The 16,125-nt window shown below is 42.9% G+C and carries 20 protein-coding genes and 3 pseudogenes; 17 read left to right on the forward strand and 6 right to left on the reverse strand.

All coding sequences use genetic code 11. From position 1 onward, the window contains the following. Window positions 1-16 precede the first annotated feature (16 nt). On the reverse strand, window positions 17-808 hold the full coding sequence (locus tag RCO25_RS25060; protein WP_308998840.1) for a hypothetical protein: 792 nt from the start codon (window positions 806-808) through the stop codon (window positions 17-19). Window positions 809-896: 88 nt separating this feature from the next. Between RCO25_RS25060 and RCO25_RS25065 the strand changes: the two genes are divergently transcribed. Together RCO25_RS25065 and RCO25_RS25070 are read left to right on the forward strand one after the other, a co-directional pair. Next, entirely contained in the window at window positions 897-1,409 is a 513-nt protein-coding gene (locus tag RCO25_RS25065; RefSeq protein ID WP_308998841.1) for a DUF6886 family protein, read from the forward strand. 129 nt (window positions 1,410-1,538) lie between these two features. Further along, a complete protein-coding gene (locus RCO25_RS25070) occupies window positions 1,539-2,030 on the forward strand; it encodes a hypothetical protein (RefSeq protein WP_308998842.1) in 492 nt (163 codons plus the stop codon). A gap of 183 nt (window positions 2,031-2,213) precedes the next feature. On the opposite strand, the gene RCO25_RS25075 is transcribed toward RCO25_RS25070, so the two are convergent. Then, window positions 2,214-2,570, reverse strand: a complete 357-nt coding sequence (locus RCO25_RS25075) for a hypothetical protein (protein ID WP_308998843.1) — start codon at window positions 2,568-2,570, stop codon at window positions 2,214-2,216. 154 nt (window positions 2,571-2,724) lie between these two features. Here RCO25_RS25075 and RCO25_RS25080 point away from each other — a divergent pair. The 7 genes and pseudogenes from RCO25_RS25080 to RCO25_RS25110 form a co-directional block, all read left to right on the forward strand. Continuing rightward, window positions 2,725-2,877 (forward strand): annotated as a pseudogene (locus tag RCO25_RS25080) (SPFH domain-containing protein); the annotation flags it as partial. A 12-nt stretch (window positions 2,878-2,889) separates the two neighbouring features. Beyond that, window positions 2,890-3,024, forward strand: coding sequence for a hypothetical protein (locus RCO25_RS25085; protein WP_308998844.1), 135 nt, complete (start codon window positions 2,890-2,892; stop codon window positions 3,022-3,024). Next, window positions 3,000-3,098, forward strand: a pseudogene (locus tag RCO25_RS25090) (sugar kinase); the annotation flags it as partial. The gene RCO25_RS25085 and the pseudogene RCO25_RS25090, both read left to right, overlap by 25 nt. A 172-nt stretch (window positions 3,099-3,270) precedes the next feature. Continuing rightward, window positions 3,271-3,789: pseudogene (locus RCO25_RS25095) on the forward strand (TerD family protein); the annotation flags it as partial. Window positions 3,790-3,852: 63 nt separating this feature from the next. Then, window positions 3,853-4,527 carry a vWA domain-containing protein gene (locus RCO25_RS25100; protein WP_308998859.1) on the forward strand — a complete coding sequence of 225 codons (675 nt, stop codon included), beginning with the start codon at window positions 3,853-3,855 and terminating at the stop codon, window positions 4,525-4,527. A gap of 197 nt (window positions 4,528-4,724) precedes the next feature. Further along, window positions 4,725-5,474 carry a phytanoyl-CoA dioxygenase family protein gene (locus RCO25_RS25105; protein ID WP_308998845.1) on the forward strand — a complete coding sequence of 250 codons (750 nt, stop codon included), beginning with the start codon at window positions 4,725-4,727 and terminating at the stop codon, window positions 5,472-5,474. A gap of 107 nt (window positions 5,475-5,581) precedes the next feature. Continuing rightward, complete coding sequence (locus tag RCO25_RS25110) at window positions 5,582-6,397, forward strand: helix-turn-helix transcriptional regulator (RefSeq protein ID WP_308998846.1); 816 nt, start codon at window positions 5,582-5,584, stop codon at window positions 6,395-6,397. Between the two features lie 58 nt (window positions 6,398-6,455). On the opposite strand, the gene RCO25_RS25115 is transcribed toward RCO25_RS25110, so the two are convergent. Continuing rightward, window positions 6,456-7,346, reverse strand: coding sequence for a LysR family transcriptional regulator (locus RCO25_RS25115; RefSeq protein WP_308998847.1), 891 nt, complete (start codon window positions 7,344-7,346; stop codon window positions 6,456-6,458). Window positions 7,347-7,511: 165 nt separating this feature from the next. On the opposite strand from RCO25_RS25115, the gene RCO25_RS25120 reads away from it, so the two are divergent. The 3 genes from RCO25_RS25120 to RCO25_RS25130 all read left to right on the forward strand — a co-directional run bounded on the left by RCO25_RS25120 (window position 7,512) and on the right by RCO25_RS25130 (window position 9,671). Beyond that, window positions 7,512-8,126, forward strand: a complete 615-nt coding sequence (locus tag RCO25_RS25120) for an acyl-CoA thioesterase (RefSeq protein ID WP_374992161.1) — start codon at window positions 7,512-7,514, stop codon at window positions 8,124-8,126. 158 nt (window positions 8,127-8,284) lie between these two features. Beyond that, window positions 8,285-8,683, forward strand: a complete 399-nt coding sequence (locus RCO25_RS25125) for a hypothetical protein (RefSeq protein WP_308998848.1) — start codon at window positions 8,285-8,287, stop codon at window positions 8,681-8,683. Between the two features lie 88 nt (window positions 8,684-8,771). Continuing rightward, window positions 8,772-9,671, forward strand: coding sequence for a hypothetical protein (locus RCO25_RS25130; RefSeq protein ID WP_308998849.1), 900 nt, complete (start codon window positions 8,772-8,774; stop codon window positions 9,669-9,671). Between the two features lie 101 nt (window positions 9,672-9,772). On the opposite strand, the gene RCO25_RS25135 is transcribed toward RCO25_RS25130, so the two are convergent. Continuing rightward, a complete protein-coding gene (locus RCO25_RS25135) occupies window positions 9,773-10,066 on the reverse strand; it encodes a hypothetical protein (RefSeq protein ID WP_308998850.1) in 294 nt (97 codons plus the stop codon). A 267-nt stretch (window positions 10,067-10,333) separates the two neighbouring features. Between RCO25_RS25135 and RCO25_RS25140 the strand changes: the two genes are divergently transcribed. After that, window positions 10,334-10,876: a DUF1697 domain-containing protein gene (locus tag RCO25_RS25140; protein ID WP_308998851.1), complete on the forward strand. Its 543-nt coding sequence runs from the start codon at window positions 10,334-10,336 to the stop codon at window positions 10,874-10,876. 79 nt (window positions 10,877-10,955) lie between these two features. Here RCO25_RS25140 and RCO25_RS25145 read toward each other — a convergent pair whose 3' ends face one another. Both RCO25_RS25145 and RCO25_RS25150 read right to left on the reverse strand, forming a co-directional pair. Next, window positions 10,956-11,384: a VOC family protein gene (locus RCO25_RS25145; RefSeq protein WP_308998852.1), complete on the reverse strand. Its 429-nt coding sequence runs from the start codon at window positions 11,382-11,384 to the stop codon at window positions 10,956-10,958. Between the two features lie 479 nt (window positions 11,385-11,863). Then, window positions 11,864-12,286 (reverse strand): hypothetical protein, encoded by a 423-nt coding sequence (locus RCO25_RS25150; RefSeq protein ID WP_308998853.1) that lies wholly within the window; start codon window positions 12,284-12,286, stop codon window positions 11,864-11,866. A gap of 333 nt (window positions 12,287-12,619) precedes the next feature. Between RCO25_RS25150 and RCO25_RS25155 the strand changes: the two genes are divergently transcribed. The 4 genes from RCO25_RS25155 to RCO25_RS25170 all read left to right on the forward strand — a co-directional run bounded on the left by RCO25_RS25155 (window position 12,620) and on the right by RCO25_RS25170 (window position 16,011). Further along, window positions 12,620-12,913 (forward strand): histidine kinase dimerization/phospho-acceptor domain-containing protein, encoded by a 294-nt coding sequence (locus tag RCO25_RS25155; RefSeq protein WP_308998854.1) that lies wholly within the window; start codon window positions 12,620-12,622, stop codon window positions 12,911-12,913. A 71-nt stretch (window positions 12,914-12,984) separates the two neighbouring features. Continuing rightward, the gene (locus RCO25_RS25160; RefSeq protein ID WP_308998855.1) at window positions 12,985-13,392 is read left to right on the forward strand and encodes an ATP-binding protein; all 408 of its coding nucleotides are present in this window, start codon (window positions 12,985-12,987) and stop codon (window positions 13,390-13,392) included. 154 nt (window positions 13,393-13,546) lie between these two features. Further along, complete coding sequence (locus RCO25_RS25165) at window positions 13,547-15,079, forward strand: spore germination protein (protein ID WP_308998856.1); 1,533 nt, start codon at window positions 13,547-13,549, stop codon at window positions 15,077-15,079. Window positions 15,080-15,093: 14 nt separating this feature from the next. Further along, entirely contained in the window at window positions 15,094-16,011 is a 918-nt protein-coding gene (locus RCO25_RS25170) for a GerAB/ArcD/ProY family transporter (RefSeq protein ID WP_308998857.1), read from the forward strand. Window positions 16,012-16,125 lie beyond the last annotated feature (114 nt).

Genomic DNA, 16,125 nt, shown 5'->3' on the forward strand with positions numbered 1-16,125 from the left:
CAGCCTCTTTCCATCGTTATTCCGGTTTTTCTTTTTGAATTTTCGCAGGGTTATTGATTTTGTAAGGAATGGGGTGCTTCGTCAGCTTTTTCGCGACGATCTTGCCTTCGAAATGAAGGATATCGCCAATTTCCAACTCAAACTTCTTTAGCGTTGCGCTATGGCTGGACCATGCATCGCCTACGGTGATCGCGGGATCCTCGATGGCAACCGCTTCATAAATAACGACTTCATCCTCCGTGTCTGAAAAATTGTTAGGCACTGTCGTAAATTCTTTTACGGTTGCTGTTATTTTGACCTTTTCTTCAGGGAGCTGCAGCTTTGGCTGCTTTTCTTTTTTTGTTTTTTCTTTCGGAGGGTTCTTTGCCGCCGGTTTTTGCTCAGTTGTTTCCTCATTTGTTTCTTCATTTGGCAATACTGCCTTCAAACTCGAATCTTGCTCGGCGCTCATCGCTGTTTCATAGGCGGCGTCATTGCTGCTGGTTTCCGTAATTTCAGGCGCCGGGGTTTCGGGTTCTTCAGAAGCGACGGCTGTTCTCTGTCCGTAATTCGCAGCTTGCATTTCCTTTAGATAGGAAGGATGAATGCAGTGCTTCTGCTCATTGTCGAATGAAATAACCGCAGTCATTTTATCCACAAAACCAATGATGCTGCAGGTCAGATGATGTCCGTGTCCTTTATAGAAGAAAGCCTTTGTTTTGACGGCCTTCTCGGAAAGCAAGCCCCATTCCTTGCATTTTTCTATTTGCTCTGCTTCGCTCTCGAAGGGCATGTACGTTATGGGTTCAATAATAAAAGTATGCTGCATCGTTTCTCCGCCTTTCAATTTGTTCTCGTTTATTTTATCATTTTTTTGGAAGGAAAGTCGGCTATATTCTCAAAAGGAGGAATATGCAATGAAGTTGTTTCATTTCAGCGAAGAAAGCGGCATCGATATTTTCGTGCCTAGAGTGAAAGAAAATCGCAGGGATATGCCCCCGGTCGTATGGGCGATTGATGATGCCCATAAATTTACCTTTTATTTTCCCAGAAATTGTCCGAGGATCGTGTATACGAGAACGAACGATTTGACCGATGACGACAACGACAAGTTTTTTGGATTGACTGCCTCAAACATTGTCGTTACGGTTGAAACGGCTTGGTACGAGCGAATAATGAGCACGACCGTTTTCAAATATACGATGCCTGCAGGTTCTTTTCGATTATTCGATGAATTCGCCGGTTACTATATATCCACTCAAACCGTTAAACCCCTCGAGGTCGAACCGGTAAATAATCTTTTAGAAAGATTAATAGAGCTTAATATAGAGGTAAGATTTACTCCGAACCTGCACCCGTTAAAAGAGGCGATTCTAAACTCGTCGGTAACCGATTTCGGCATACACAGATTCGCGAATGCCAAGCGCTAACCGGATAGTCCGAAAATTGATTATGTTAAAATCTCAGCCTTGAGACGGAGAAAGAATTCGGGCCTTGGCGCGAGTTTAAGTCCGGTGAATGATGTCAAAATGGAAGTACTGAAGTAAGGGGGGACAGCTGTGAAACCATTGATTTCATTTACCGGCGTAATCGAAAAGCCGTATGAAGAGGTCGTCCAATATCTTGCGACTATGCCTACTGGGAGAATAACAGCAAGCCATTTGCCCCTGCTGTTAACGGGAGCATCGGGCAGCGAGGGAGTTTTGCATATCAAAGGCGGACCGCAATTATTTACGGTCTATACGGGCAGCGAGTCGGAGGCCATACGTGTTGCCTATATGGATATTGATGCCGCAAACGGTCACTTCACCGTATTTGGCGGCTGGTGGTACCGCAATGATTATGAGCTTAAGCCGCATGCCAAAGGCTGCGAGGTGCGATACTCGATAGGAAATGCGGCTTCTCCGCTGAGCAGCTGGCTTGTTCCTTTGCTTCAGGATTACAGGAGCTTGAAACGTGAAAATAAAACAGGGCGAATGATGCGTGCTTTCGATGACTGGGTAGCAGTTATTGCAGTTAAGCTGGAATGCAAAGCTTACCGACTGGGCTAGTAAACTTATTAATAGAGAAAACGACATGTCTTTGTAGGGCAATATCGCTTTTTTTCGCAAAAATTTATGATCTGTTAAACATCATCATTGCATAAATTCGACAAAAAGCGAGTTTTTCCTCTATGCGCATGAAATCGAAAAAAACCGCAGGCTTTTGCTTGCGGTTCTCCTCTGATTTTACCATTAGTAACAATAATAACGCTCCCAAATTTTGAAGGAATCATATTTGTTTTTATCCCACCAATTGATTTCATCCCACCAATCATCATCGTCCAACCAATCAAACCAGCCTTTTGAATCCCAATCCTTATTGACCTTATAATTGTTGGACGAGTTTGAATTGGAATGATTGTTACTGTTGTTTTGCTGATTGTTATTGCTGTTGTTACTTTTCGTTACTGTAAATACGGAAAATATGCTGGATAAAAAGCTTTTTTTGTTATTGGATGTATCTTTACTTGATGCAGCAAAAGCGGAAGCGGGGAACATAGATACACTTATGAGCAGCGTAAGACATAAGATTTTCTTGAATTTGGACATGACGTCAACACCTCCCCCAACAAAGCATTCATTGCGAACTTTACGTTCGTTATAAAGAATTTTATATTAAATGTGCATTTTTGTAAACGAAACTTTCATAAAAAATGGATAGTTTGGAGGGGGGGCTAAGGTCATGAAAATGGAAAAATTAGGTATTTATTTACCGACATCCTCAATTGATGTTCCCTTCATGTTCGAAGAAATGACGCATGACTATCAGACGGTCACGGTTCAGGGACAATTGACTTATCGCATCGTCGATTTTAAGAAAATGATTCAACTTTTGAACTATACGTACAATTTGAAGTAGAGAGCCTATATGTCGGATGACCCCAATAAGCTTGCGCAGCGAAAGCCTTATGTGCTGCAGTCGATGGCGAACATGAGCATGGAGCCGAATAAGCTTATCGCAATCGCATTCCAGGATATTTCGACGAGCAGGATACCGTCGTAGTCATCGGGCAAGACGGGCTTGTTGCCAACACATTAAAATATGCAAGAGAACGGCCGTTAATCGGCGTGAATCCAATCGGGATAGCCGAGAGCAAAGGGCAGTTGGTGGTTTAATGGGCTTCGGCTTGACATAGGATCTACCGACTTGTTGTAGATCGGTTATAATAATAGAAGCCAATTCTAAGTCATTCAGGATTGGAATGTTAATTTGGGGCGATAGAATAGCCTATGAAACGGAGCTGTTTGCATGCTGCTGGCAAAAGGTCAAAAGGTAGATGTCACGAAGGGACGTAAACTCACAACGATAAAGCTGCTTTTCGGATGGACAATTAAAGACTCTTCAATCAGCATTGATGCTGCTGCGTTCCTTCTATCGGAAAGGAATCGCTGTGAAAGAGATGAGGACTTTATTTTTTACGGAAATCCAGTCGCTCGCAGCGGGGCTGCATCTCATACGGGGTTATTACATGGCGCTGAGCTAGAAGCGATTTCCATAAACCTGCAGCGCGTGCCGGACTCTACCGCGAAAATAGCATTTACGGTAACCATACATGAAGGCGAACGACAAGGACATTTTATGCAGGATGTGTCCAGCTTATATGTTCGGCTCATAGAAGAAAGCAATGGTGAAGAGCTGCTCCGTTACGAATATGGCGCTGAATTTACGATGGAAACAGCAGTAGTTGTCGGTGAATTGTACAGACATAGCGGCGAGTGGAAATTCAACGCGGTCAGCGGTGGATTTTATGGCGGGCTTGAAGCGTTATGCACAAGCTTTGGGCTTGAGATTGAACAAGAGGCTTCGGAAGTTGCAGCAGCTGTAGAAGAGATGGTTCAAACGCCAATTGATTTGCGAAAAAAGCTCGTTCATATTACGTTGGAGAAAAAAAAGCTGACCCATGTCGTTGCTAAGGTAGGCATTGTTCTCGACATAACGGGATCGATGCAAACCTTATACAAAAATGGAACCGTGCAGGAAGTCGTGGAGCGGATATTGGCCGTTGCAAGTAAATTCGATGATAACGGCACACTTGATGTATGGGTATACGACACGCACTTTAGCCGCTTACCCTCGGTAACAGAACGGGATTTTGGCCATTATGTGCAAAATAAGATATTAAATAATAATGAAATTCATAAGTTTGGACGCAATAACGAACCGCCGGTCATGGAAGACGTTATTCGGAAATATACGGTCGAAGAAGATGACGGAATTCCAGTATTTATAATTTTTATTAATGATGGCGGCGTAGTGAAGCCGATTAAGAAGGTAATCACCGCCGCTTCCGTCCATCCGATCTTCTGGCAGTTCGTTGGCATTGGCCAATCTGACTTCGAAGTGCTGAAGCAATTGGATACGATGGAAGGGAGAATCGTGGATAACGCTAACTTTATTCATTTGGATGACATTGCCGCCGTTTCGGACGAGGTGCTTTATGATCTTCTATTAAATGAGTTTCCAAGCTGGCTTAAGGCAGCTAAGGATAAGCGCATTATTAGGTAGTCATGATTATTAAGAGTGTAAGCAAGGAAGCCCAATAGATATTGCGGCTTTCTTTTTTTGCGGTGAATATCAATCACAGACACAATGTTGATAATTAGAGCCATTGTTGAACAGCGCGTGCGGCAGTATGATACAAGTATAACGGCGCACCAAAACGGCGTCGAGCATATTCGCTAATTGGAGAGGGGATTATAACTATGATTTCTACGCAATCCGAACTTTTGAAGCCGCTTTCAAATGAACAGCTGGAGCAATACAAAAGAGACGGTTATATTATTATCAAAAAAGGCTGCAGTGCTGATTTAATCGATGCTTTTAACAGACACATCTTTGAGCTTCGTTCAGCTCCGCTGGACGAAACGCCGGACTGGGCGCGCACTTCAGAGAAAGCCCGCTATTCTACGCGTTTGTTTAATCCGCATCAGCATGACAGTTTTTCCCGACAGGTGATGAAGCTTCCGGTCGTACGGGGCGCTTTGGCTCAACTAATGGAAAAGGAAGCGGTTTGCGTACAAAGCATGTTCTTCTATAAAGAGCCTGGCTCTCCTGGCCAAGCGGCGCATCAGGATTATTATTATATTAAAAATGATCCCATGACGATGGTTGCAGCTTGGATTGCGATGGAAGAGCAGGTGGACGTTGAAAACGGCTGTTTGTGGATCATTCCGGGTACGCATAAGCTTGGACTCCTGCCGCATGGCAAGGTGAAAAACCTGGAGGAGCATGAGGAGTGGACGGACGAAACCGAAGGCATAGATTTATCGCAGCAAATTCCGGTCATTATGGAAAAAGGAGATATTTTATTTTTTCATGAGCTGTTGATTCATTCCTCGAACCGCAACCGGAGCATAGATCGCTGGCGCCGTTCGTACGTCTGCCATTATATTCGCGAAGATTCGGCTGTGACGCTTCGCGAGGACCTTCGCGAGAAATACACATTGGTTTAATGGCTGTCGTCCCCGAAGTCAGAGCTATGGTAAAAAACGATGAAGGAAGAGTAAAATAATAATGCATGAACGATGAAGAGACCAAGGGGATGAGGAAGGTATAAAGAATGAACAGCTCACGAAGTATGCTATCCTACAACAACATAAAAATGGCTTGGGCGGGGACCATCCTCTATCCTTCTGGCGGACGCTACGGTCCTCGGGTGCAGGATGATATCCAACTGGTGCTGTTGCATTCGGGCGAGATGAAGATCGAAATTGACGGAACAGCGCATGTCATAATGCCTGGCTCTGTCGTATTGCTTAAGCCCGGACATCATGAGCATTTTACTTTTTCTAATCGAGGCGAGACATGGCATCGCTGGATATCGATTCATCTTAGCCCTTTATCGATAGAGGAGAGCGCTTATTTCGAGGCGCTGCCTCTGTTTCAACCGATCTCCGAGGAGTTAAATCGATTAACAGATGTAATGCTTTCCTTACAATCCGATCATCCATCGAATAGTGATGTTTTGCGCAGCTTAGGAATGTCGGCGCTTCTGCTGTATATTTCAGAAATGACACGGAAGCGAGAGCTTGAGGAGGTACATCCATCGATTTTAATGGCAAAAAGCTTGATTCACAGCACCTATCATAATGAACTAACTTTAACTATGCTGGCAGATCATGGCGGTGTGTCGCCTGAGCATCTAGTTCGTTTATTTCGAATGAATGAGAAGACGACACCGATCAAATACTTATGGCGTTATCGGGTGTTGAGAGCGCTCGAGTTTTTGACGCATACCGGTCTTTCGATTACTGAAATTACGCTGAGATGCGGATTTAAATCTACGTTTCATTTTGCGAGAATGGTCAAACAGCATACGGGCAAAACGCCAACGGAAGTTAGGCGTTTTTCATGGAAAGGAAACCTATCCGAATAAAAGAGCCAACTTCCTCTGCACTCATTTGTGTTTTGACTCCTGATAATAACCTCTCTTATTACATTTCAATCAGTTCCGTTTTAACAAAACGAATCCACTCTCGTGAAGCAAAGGAGAGGTATTTGTCCTTGCGCCAGATCATGGATAACTGCCATGGTATGGCGGGCTGGACGACAGCAACGGAAGAATAGCGTTTAGCGTCAAGCTGTAAGCAAATGCCCTCAGGCAGCAAGGTAATCCCGTATTTGGCTGAAACCATTTCGGTCATGAAATCCCACTGTGAGCTCTCAAATACAATCTTCGGTTCAAATCCTGCTGCTTCGCAATGCTCTTTAATCAAATGATGGATCGTAAAGTCATTGCGGAACATGATGAATGATTCATGCTCCAGCTGACTCATTTGTATATTCGTTTGCTCAGCCAACTTATGTTCGGGATGAACAACCAACCGTAAATTTTCATTAATGCAGGGCAAGACATGATACCTTTCCTCGTTTTTCACCGGAAGAATAACCATGCTGAAATCCAGATCCCCCTGAAGAATATCCTGTTCTAAGCTTTGTCCGCCTTGTTCAATAACTTGCAGCTTGATTTGAGGATAGTGGGTAGAAAATTTCTCAATGACGGAAGGCAAGAAATAACTTCCTACCATTGGAGGGATGCCGAGGCGAAGGGTGCCCTTTTTTAATGTTATCACTTCTTCAAGCTCGCTAGACATATCTTCGAACGATTGGATGATTTGTTTGGCTGACCGAAGAATGGTTAATCCGGCATCCGTTAATTCGATTTGTTTGGCAGAACGGTCGATTAGCTGTACGCCTAGATCCTCCTCTAACAGTCGAACCATTTTTGACAATGAAGGCTGGGTTACATGCAGTTTTCGCGCCGCCTGCGTGAAGCTTCCCGCTTCGGCAACGGCTACGAAATAATTTAAATGTTTGAGATCCATGAGAGTGGCTCCTTTGCATAAGAGCAGAAATCCGCATCAGGTCTGCTTTACAGCAAGTATAGTGAAAAGGAATGAAAACTATTCGATATATGTATTTTACCTATATGTCCAGGGGGTGTAAACTTAGCCGTATCAAAAAAATCAAACAAGAAAAAAGGTGTTACCATGAATAGGTTAGAACTTATGATTAAACCCGTCGCATCAAGACCGGCATCTGCCTCTTTGACTATAAAGGAATCGATTGTGCTTCCACCCGATACGAATCATCACGGTACGATTTTTGGCGGAAAATTAATGGCCTATATTGACGATGTGGCAACGATCGCTGCAACGAAGCATTCGCGTAGGCCCGTTGTAACGGCTTCAACGGATTCTGTAGACTTTTTGTATCCTGTGAAGAAAGGCGACGCGGTCAGCTTATCGGCTTTCGTTACCTGGTCGCACAAAACATCGATGGAGGTTTTCGTCCGGGTCGTGACGGAAGATCTGTTGACAGGCGGACGCAGGGTTTGCGCCACCTCTTTCTTGACGTTTGTCGCTCTAGGCGAGGATGACAAACCAACGGAGGTTCCTGGTGTCATTGCGGAATCCGATGAGGAGCGTTTGTTGTTTGACACAGCGCCCGAGCGGAAGGAAGCACGCAGAATCCGCAGACAAGAAAGCAAGCATTTTGCAAATTATATGGGAACGGACTACGCCTTTAAGGATTCGCGGAATGATGCTGGTTCGCAGCGCACCGTAAATAAAGGTTATGAATCAGCTTGGGGCGTAGAGTGGTAATTGATTAATTATACAAACAGGATGCCGAGTGATACTCACGGCATCCTGTTTTATTTTGTTAGTCTGGTAAAATGGGTTGCAAATGCTTTTTTGAAAATAGGGATAACCTCTTTCCGCATATCTTATAGTACGGTAACTAATGAATAAAGGAGTATGCCATGGATGAGGTCGGAAGAGTATTTGTGAAGCTTGTCATTTTCCTATTTACGCTTCTTTTTATTATTCCAGCCATCATTTTTTCAGTGCTTGTTATTGGTTTAACCGATAACTTGAAATCCGGAGTTATGATGCTAATATCTGTAGTGGTACTTAAAATCATAGTTAAATTTAATGGTGTTAATCACTCTTCTGAAGCCAGAAGTAAGAGCTATCATTCTCGCATGTGGGGGAGAAGCATATTCGACGCGCGGTTGAATCAAAATAATCTAAAGCATTCGCCACCGCCTCCGTTAATTGATATTTATAGAGAAATTGACGATCGGAATGGAGAGACAGAAAAGATCTACCGTCTTATTGCCCAGCATGAGTCAAAGCATGATTACAGAGATGAGGATTAAATTGGCATATTAAAAAATATTAATCCCTCTTCCCCCTATTATCAGATAAGATGTGCGAAAGATAGATGATATAGGGGGATGAGTCAGCATGGAGAAAAAGCGATGTTTGTTTTGTTCAGAGATCGTACCAATCGAGGTAAAAGGGGAGTATGACCGATATCTAAGCTGTAACTGCTCACCGGGCAGCTATTACAGCTTGCTTAGCGATCATTATTCGGCAATAAATTCATTATCCTACTCCGTAAAAAATAAACGTTTTCCTCTTATTTCAGGATACATCAGGGAACACTCGGATTGCGGCGAGAGGGTAACATTGACCATAGAGGATTTAGAAGCCATTGAAAAAGCCCCAACCATTCCAGTATCCGTTGAGGATAAGGAGGCCCGGTTACTGCAATATGTCTACCGGAATTCCGTAGCGCCAGGCGAGTCGGTCGTTATCCAGCCTTTGGCAAATAATTATAACTTGACGTATTCGCCAAATTTGCAGGAGCTTGTCTATATTATTGAGAAGCTAAGAGAAGCCCAATTGTTGATACGAGAAGGGATGACCTTCAAGCTAACGGAAAAAGGCTGGAATGAAGCGGCTGCGAGTGCAGGAGGAAGAAAGCTGAAGTCTTGTTACGTTTTGTTGCCGGAAGATCAGGGGATCCGCAATGAATGGCTGGAGAGCATATTTCCGAAAATAGAGCAAAGCGGATTTTTGCCTCGACTATTTCAACAAGCGGATAGGGAAGATAGTGAAGCGCAATCCATTACCGAAATTTCGGACAGCAAGCTGATTATTGCCGATATTACTTATCACGCGCCGGAGGTTTATTTTGCGGCAGGCTATGCGCTTGGCAGAAATATCCCGGTCACATGGACGATGAAGAGCAGCCAAGGTGTCGATTCCTACGTCCATGCACAACCTGTTCGTCCGCTCATTTGGGATAATCCAGAGGATTTGGCCACTATGCTGCAGCAGAGGTTGGTATATAAGGAATAGGGGGAAAACAATAAAAAAACACACGCATAGATGGGTGTGTTTTTTTGTTTGCATATGTAATGCTTTCAACCGGACTATTATCCGTACGTCCTAGATACAAACTAGCTGCACATCGAGGTCGGTTTAAGCGCGGCATTGAAAGCAGCCCTATTTTCCCATAGAAAAGAGAGAATTTCATTTTGCTCATCGAAGAAATATTCGCTTTGATCCCAGTAGTCTTGACCAAGCCCGTGTACGCTGTACCGATCCTCTCCGTAGCTCATTAACGTCCATTGACCTCCGCGTTTCCGGTCATCAAAAACAAAATAAAATTTTTCGCCTACCTCATCCCATTGAGCCAAAGTGTTAAAATTCTCAAGAATAAATGTAATGTCCGTTTTCTTTTTGATCAGCATCAGTAATCTCCTCTTTCTTTATAAAATAATAGTCATATTTAGTTGTAAGCTTGCATAAGAACAAGACAAGAATAAACGATTTTGCTGAAAAAGTATGTCAAACGATAGGTGCAGTTTATAGGAATATTTGACGAAATATGCCGCAGCGGTATTTTAGCCGAATGAAATGCAAAGATGCCATGATTTTGTAGGACAAGCCTGTGTGCTCAAGGTATAATTATAGTGACTATTTAAATTATTATTCATTCGCTAGAAAGGAGTTTATTGATGACTATTTATTTTGCGTTATTGCGTGGCATCAATGTGAGCGGGCATAACATGATCAAAATGACAGAGCTCAAACAGATGGTTGAAGCAATGGGCTTCAAGCGAGTGAAAACGTACATAAACAGCGGGAACGTGATGTTTGAAGCAGAAGAGAACGCCGCTGCATTGGAGGAAAAGATCGAAAAGGAGATCAGCCGCGTCTTTGGATTCAATATTGCTGTCTTCGTGAGATCAGCATTAGAGCTTGCGTGCATTATCGACCATTCACCGTTTAAGACGGTTGTGCTGGAAGACAAACAAAGCATCCATCTTACCTTATTAAAAGAAGCTCCGTCTCAAGAACAATTGGATAGATTACCGGAAGTCGAACAAGGCGAAGACGAATACTTGATTGAAGGAAAAGAAATCTACTTTCTTTACAGACAGAGCATATTAGACTCCAAGCTTACCAAAAAATTTCAGAAGCTGCTGCCAGCTACGGCTAGAAATTGGAAAACCATTCTCAAGCTGGATGCTATGGCAAGAGCGTTGGAGGGTCATTAAATAAATATAACCAAATATAAAAGAAATGAAGCTTTTCGCCATCGGAAAAGCTCCATTTTTTTTTGTTATGTTTTAATTGTTATGCAATGACTTCTCCACTCTCATGGCTGCACTGCCAGTGGATGCCGAACTTATCTGTGAGCTGGCCGTAGCATTTGCTCCAAAAGGTTTCTTGAAGCTCCATCCCAATCTTACCGCCATCTGCAAGTTTGTTAAACAGGACTCTCACTTCATCTTCGTCTTTGCTTACTACGGTAAGGTTGATATTATTTCCTTCAATAAAAGGCATTCCTGGAAATACATCAGAGAACATGACCGTGCTTCCCATAATATTTACGCGTGCATGCATGACAAGATTTTTCGCTTCCTCTGGCAGCACATATTCAGGGTGTTGGGGCATGTCACCAAAGGTCGTGAAATGTGTGACTTCTGATCCAAAAACTTGTGCGTAATAATTTGCGGCTTCTCGGCAGTTTCCATTAAAGTTCAAATATACTTCTAGGGACATTACATTCACTCCTTCATCATTTATGCTTCTTAGGCATTCCATTATTTCCTTGTTTAGTGTAACATTTTGGCTTAAATAAACAAAATATATTTCGGTAAATTCTTATATTTTTTTGATTATGTTTCCATTGCAACGTAAAAAAGGCCCTCAGTTAGCTGATGGCCTTTTTTGTTTTTGTTTAGTAGCCTTTGCCGAATACGCCGCAGCTACAAGCGATAATCACCAATAGTATGAAAAGCACCAGAATTGTACCAGTGTTAGTAAAAGCACCACCTACATGACCGGACATGGTATAAAAGCACCTCCTTGCGTGTTGAGTACTCAGTAATGTATGCGAAATTGAGCGTAGATGATTGGGTGTTTGTTCCGGTGGCCTTTTTTCCGTGTGATTAGCCTAGGGAAAATACTTGCGCTGAACAACGGAAAATAAGCAGCCTAGCAGGTTTTTTTACCTGATCTAGACTGCTTGATAGTTATCATCAAATCTTTTTCTTCACTGTGTAACTTTTTTTCTTCTGGATTGGCACTTTAGGAAAACGATTCGAGCAACGGGATAGGCCGAGTAACCAGCTGTCGGAACGGCTCAGCGTGCGTGTGTTTCTGGCTAAGTTTACGGCGCTTATCGTTAGAAAAATGATGATTCCATCACCGGTATTGTTATTGAAAAGCACCTTATTAGGCTTGAGGTCGCCAAAACCGCCTTTCGCAACAAATTTGCCGGGAGTTGGATTCGCTTCGATTTTAATTGCAAAAGCATCATTGTTGAATAAGAAATTTAGACTTTTTAAAGTCAGCTTTTGATTGTTTTCTACTGCGATAACCATTTGTTGCAAAAGAATAGTTTTGCGAGGACCAACCGCAATATCCTTTTTACCGCCTACGATTCCGTTAAGCTGAAGCATGCTTGGACACCTCCATTAACTCTGTTAGCTATGCTCTGTTCAAAATTAGCAATCATGTTTCCATTTCCGATGCTTCTTCCCAATGATCAAAACTTTTTGACCCGGTTTAACGAAAATAACTAAAACGCTTTTCTTCTTAATGCCTCCGAAACCCATCCTAACCACCACCTCATTGCTAAGTTAGTCTAGTATATTCATAGATTTATAGGATTGATTGGACATTTGATTCTGCTAGGTTTGATTTTTTATGCTTTGCAACCGTAAACGCGGTCATTGTCAGTCTTATACATAAATAATTTACAGTATTTCATAGAGCATCAAGCATACAGCTTAATGATTGCGACGGTTCTCACTGCGGCATCATTAATCGGTATGGGAATATCAACCATGCTAAAGGAGCATCTCATCGAAACCGCTTATTTGAAGCTTGAACTGGAACGCAGTGAAAAGCTGAAGATTGTTAGTCAAATCGCGGCTTCCGTTGCGCATGAGGTGCGAAACCCGCTAACGGTTGTAAAAGGTTTTCTACAGCTTTTAAAGGAATCGGTAGATGATAAGAAAAAGGATTACTTGATAATCGCTTTAGAGGAATTGGACAGGGCCGATTTTTCATTACCGATTATTTAAATCTGGCAAAGCCGCACTCGGACCACCTTGAATTAATCGAGGTATCCAACTTTCTGGGCAGCACCTTGGAGATGATGAATTCCTATGGATTAATCCAAAATGTCCAAATCCAATTAAACTGCAACCAAACGGATTTATATGTATGGGCGGATAAGCCAAAGCTGTCACAAGTGCTATTGAATTTGATCAAGAACGGCGTTGAAGCGATACCGGATACGGGTGAAGTAATGGTCAATGCCTATTATCGGTTTGAAGAGATAATTATTGAAATTATTGATACAGGAAAAGGAATGAGTAAAGAGGAATTAGACAATATCGGTACGGCTTTTTTCACCACAAAGGACACTGGCACTGGGCTGGGCGTACTAGTTACGGTTCGTATTGTTGAGGCAATTAGAGGCAAGATCACTTTTGAAAGCGCTATCGGAAAAGGTACGAAGGTCGTGCTTCGTTTACCCTCCGCTGAAAAGGAACTATAGAATATCAGGATTGGAAAAGTATTCGATTAAGGCTGCTCAGCATCTGCTGAAGCAGTCTTTTTTTTGGTTAAAATGACGTTTCAAGTGAAACGCTTAAGGAAATAATTAATAAATAACAGTAGGGAAGTGGTGCAGCGTGAAGAGGCTCAAGTTTATGCTCAGAAATTCATCCTCCGGTCATAAGGCAGAGCATGAAAGTTCCAATCAGGCTTTGTTATCTACTAGCATGAAGGATAATGTAAACAGCATTCATGGAATCTTACAATCTCCCGGTGATCTAATAACAAAGGAAGTAGAAGCAGGAAAAACGGGCCGAACCTGTATTCTTCTTAGTATCGACGGTTTAATAGATAAGACATTGATTCATGAATACTTGATGAAACCCATTATTGAGTTTCGCTATCATGATACGGCTAAAGAAACTGCAGATGCCAACCATTTTTTGCAAATCTTAAAGGATGAAGTCCTGCCGCTGCAGGAGGTTCAGGTTGTTTACGGCATAGAGCAGTGTTTATTTGCTATCCTCTCAGGAGACACTTGCCTCTTTGCGGACGGTGCGGACCGTGCGTTAGTGATTGGCAGCAAAGGCTGGATAAGGAGGTCAATACAGGAGCCTCAGACCGAATCGCTCATTCGTGGTCCAAAGGATGGGTTTACAGAGGATATTAGAACCAACTCTTCACTAATACGCCGTCGTATTCGGGATCCTCATTTGAGAATGGATTCCTATATGATCGGAGCACGCTCTAAGAAGGAGGTTATCGTTACCTACATTGAAGGCGTTGTTCATCCGGCCATTGTTCAAGAAGTAAAAAGACGGCTCCTTACAATTGACATTGATGATGCAGAAGGCTCGGGTTTTATTGAGCAGTGGATCAGCGACAGCTTTCTATCGCCATTTCCGCAAGTTATGAATACGGAACGACCGGATCGCATGTCCTCTTCTTTACTGCAGGGCAGAGTGGGTATTTTGGTCGACGGCACGCCTTTTAATTTGATTTTGCCGATTTCCATAGCCATGGCGTTACAATCGCCCGAGGATTATTATCAGCCTTGGCTGTTGTCTACTTTAGTTAGGCTGCTTCGTTTGATTTCGGCATTTTTAGCGACTTTTCTTCCTGGTTTTTATATCGCATTAGCGGAATACCACCACGGAATGATTCCTTCGAATATTGCATTTTCCATCGCGGCTGCAAGAGAAGGAGTTCCGTTCCCGGTCTTTATCGAGGCGGTTTTGATGGAGTCTACTTTAGAAATATTACGTGAAGCCGGTGTTCGGCTGCCTAAGCCGATAGGACAAACGATTGGAATAGTGGGAGGCCTCGTCATTGGCGAGGCAGCCGTCTCCGCTGGCATTGTAAGTCCAGTCATGGTTATTGTCGTAGCCGTTACAGCGATTGCGTCGTTTACGCTGCCTGCCTATTCCTTTGGCATTTTGACGAGAATACTGCGCTTTGTTGTCATGCTTGCCGCATCTTGTTTCGGCCTGTTTGGCTTAATTTTAGTGTTTCTAATGATATGTATTCATATCGTAAATCTAAAAAGCTTTGGTATGCCGTATTCGACACCAATCTCGCCAATGCTACTGCAGGATTGGAAGGACTTTATTTTGCGCGCACCAGTAAACTTTCTTAAGAAGAGGCCGGAAATGCTGCAGACCGAGGATGAAAATCGTATGAAACCGTAGGGAGATTGAAGCTGATGAGCATGAAAAGCTGGGAATATGGCGATGAACGTATTGGCCCAAAAGAAACGGTGTTCACAATTGGCTCATTAATAATCGGGATTGGCATTCTCACGCTGCCCCGTACGATCGCCTTAGCTACAAATTCAACTGATGGCTGGATTTCCATTTTGATGGGAGGCACTGCAGCACTCCTTCTTGCATGGATGCTTGGTAAGCTCGCAGTTCGAATCAACCGAAGAAATTATTTTGATTATACGGCAACCTTGACTGCTAAACCAATCGCCTATTTGGTTTCCTTTATATATACCGTTTATTTTTTAACATTCACCTCCTATATAACCAGGTCAATGGCGGAGCTGTCGAAGCAATTTCTGTTTGAACGGACTCCTCTTGAAATCATCTTATTGTCGTTTTTACTCGTCGTTATTTATGCCGTATCAGGCTCACGGATTGGGATCATTCGACTGGCTGTCTTGTTTCTTCCTTTCGTGCTAATCGTTACTGGCATTTTTTTATTGCTCAGTATTAATTTATTTACGTTTACGAATCTGCAGCCTGTTTTTAATACCGATTTTCATGAGCTGATGATGGGGGCGAAGGAAACTGCTTTTTCATTTCTTGGCTTTGAATCTATTCTATTTTATGGGGCTTTAATGAGAAAACCTAATCAGGCGCCAAAACTGGCCACCATTGCCGTTTTGCTTTCCATGTTTACTTATTTGTTGATCTACATTTTCACGATCGGAATCTTCTCCTATGAGGTTACTCAAAATATTGTATATCCCACATTGGAGCTTGCTCGGGAAGTCAGTGTTCCCGGTGAGTTTTTTGAGCGTCTAGAATCCTTATTCCTGATCTTTTGGGTTGTATCCATATTCGCTACATCTTCAATAGCTTTAGATATCACTGTCCAATCAACAAGCTATATGTAATGCCCCCCATTGTCAAGACACGAATTTTTGAGGGATAAGTTATGTCCTCCTTCTCGTGTCATTAAGCATTTTAGGATGCGATTTGGTCTATCGAGTGAGCATAGAATTGATCTG

It is taken from the genome of Paenibacillus sp. LHD-38 (genome assembly GCF_031157315.1).
Classification (GTDB): domain Bacteria; phylum Bacillota; class Bacilli; order Paenibacillales; family Paenibacillaceae; genus Pristimantibacillus.

Bases quoted from the DNA above. Each gene is read 5' to 3' on its own strand.
- RCO25_RS25075 (WP_308998843.1), bottom strand. From the start codon at position 2,570: ATGTCCAAATTCAAGAAAATCTTATGTCTTACGCTGCTCATAAGTGTA.
- RCO25_RS25120 (WP_374992161.1), top strand. From the start codon at position 7,512: ATGAATAGGTTAGAACTTATGATTAAACCCGTCGCATCAAGACCGGCA.
- RCO25_RS25115 (WP_308998847.1), bottom strand. From the start codon at position 7,346: ATGGATCTCAAACATTTAAATTATTTCGTAGCCGTTGCCGAAGCGGGA.
- RCO25_RS25170 (WP_308998857.1), top strand. From the start codon at position 15,094: ATGAGCATGAAAAGCTGGGAATATGGCGATGAACGTATTGGCCCAAAA.
- RCO25_RS25150 (WP_308998853.1), bottom strand. From the start codon at position 12,286: ATGCTTCAGCTTAACGGAATCGTAGGCGGTAAAAAGGATATTGCGGTT.
- RCO25_RS25145 (WP_308998852.1), bottom strand. From the start codon at position 11,384: ATGTCCCTAGAAGTATATTTGAACTTTAATGGAAACTGCCGAGAAGCC.
- RCO25_RS25085 (WP_308998844.1), top strand. From the start codon at position 2,890: ATGTCGGATGACCCCAATAAGCTTGCGCAGCGAAAGCCTTATGTGCTG.
- RCO25_RS25100 (WP_308998859.1), top strand. From the start codon at position 3,853: ATGGTTCAAACGCCAATTGATTTGCGAAAAAAGCTCGTTCATATTACG.
- RCO25_RS25135 (WP_308998850.1), bottom strand. From the start codon at position 10,066: ATGCTGATCAAAAAGAAAACGGACATTACATTTATTCTTGAGAATTTT.
- RCO25_RS25165 (WP_308998856.1), top strand. From the start codon at position 13,547: ATGCTCAGAAATTCATCCTCCGGTCATAAGGCAGAGCATGAAAGTTCC.
- RCO25_RS25140 (WP_308998851.1), top strand. From the start codon at position 10,334: ATGACTATTTATTTTGCGTTATTGCGTGGCATCAATGTGAGCGGGCAT.
- RCO25_RS25060 (WP_308998840.1), bottom strand. From the start codon at position 808: ATGCAGCATACTTTTATTATTGAACCCATAACGTACATGCCCTTCGAG.
- RCO25_RS25155 (WP_308998854.1), top strand. From the start codon at position 12,620: ATGATTGCGACGGTTCTCACTGCGGCATCATTAATCGGTATGGGAATA.
- RCO25_RS25160 (WP_308998855.1), top strand. From the start codon at position 12,985: ATGATGAATTCCTATGGATTAATCCAAAATGTCCAAATCCAATTAAAC.
- RCO25_RS25130 (WP_308998849.1), top strand. From the start codon at position 8,772: ATGGAGAAAAAGCGATGTTTGTTTTGTTCAGAGATCGTACCAATCGAG.
- RCO25_RS25110 (WP_308998846.1), top strand. From the start codon at position 5,582: ATGAACAGCTCACGAAGTATGCTATCCTACAACAACATAAAAATGGCT.
- RCO25_RS25065 (WP_308998841.1), top strand. From the start codon at position 897: ATGAAGTTGTTTCATTTCAGCGAAGAAAGCGGCATCGATATTTTCGTG.
- RCO25_RS25125 (WP_308998848.1), top strand. From the start codon at position 8,285: ATGGATGAGGTCGGAAGAGTATTTGTGAAGCTTGTCATTTTCCTATTT.
- RCO25_RS25105 (WP_308998845.1), top strand. From the start codon at position 4,725: ATGATTTCTACGCAATCCGAACTTTTGAAGCCGCTTTCAAATGAACAG.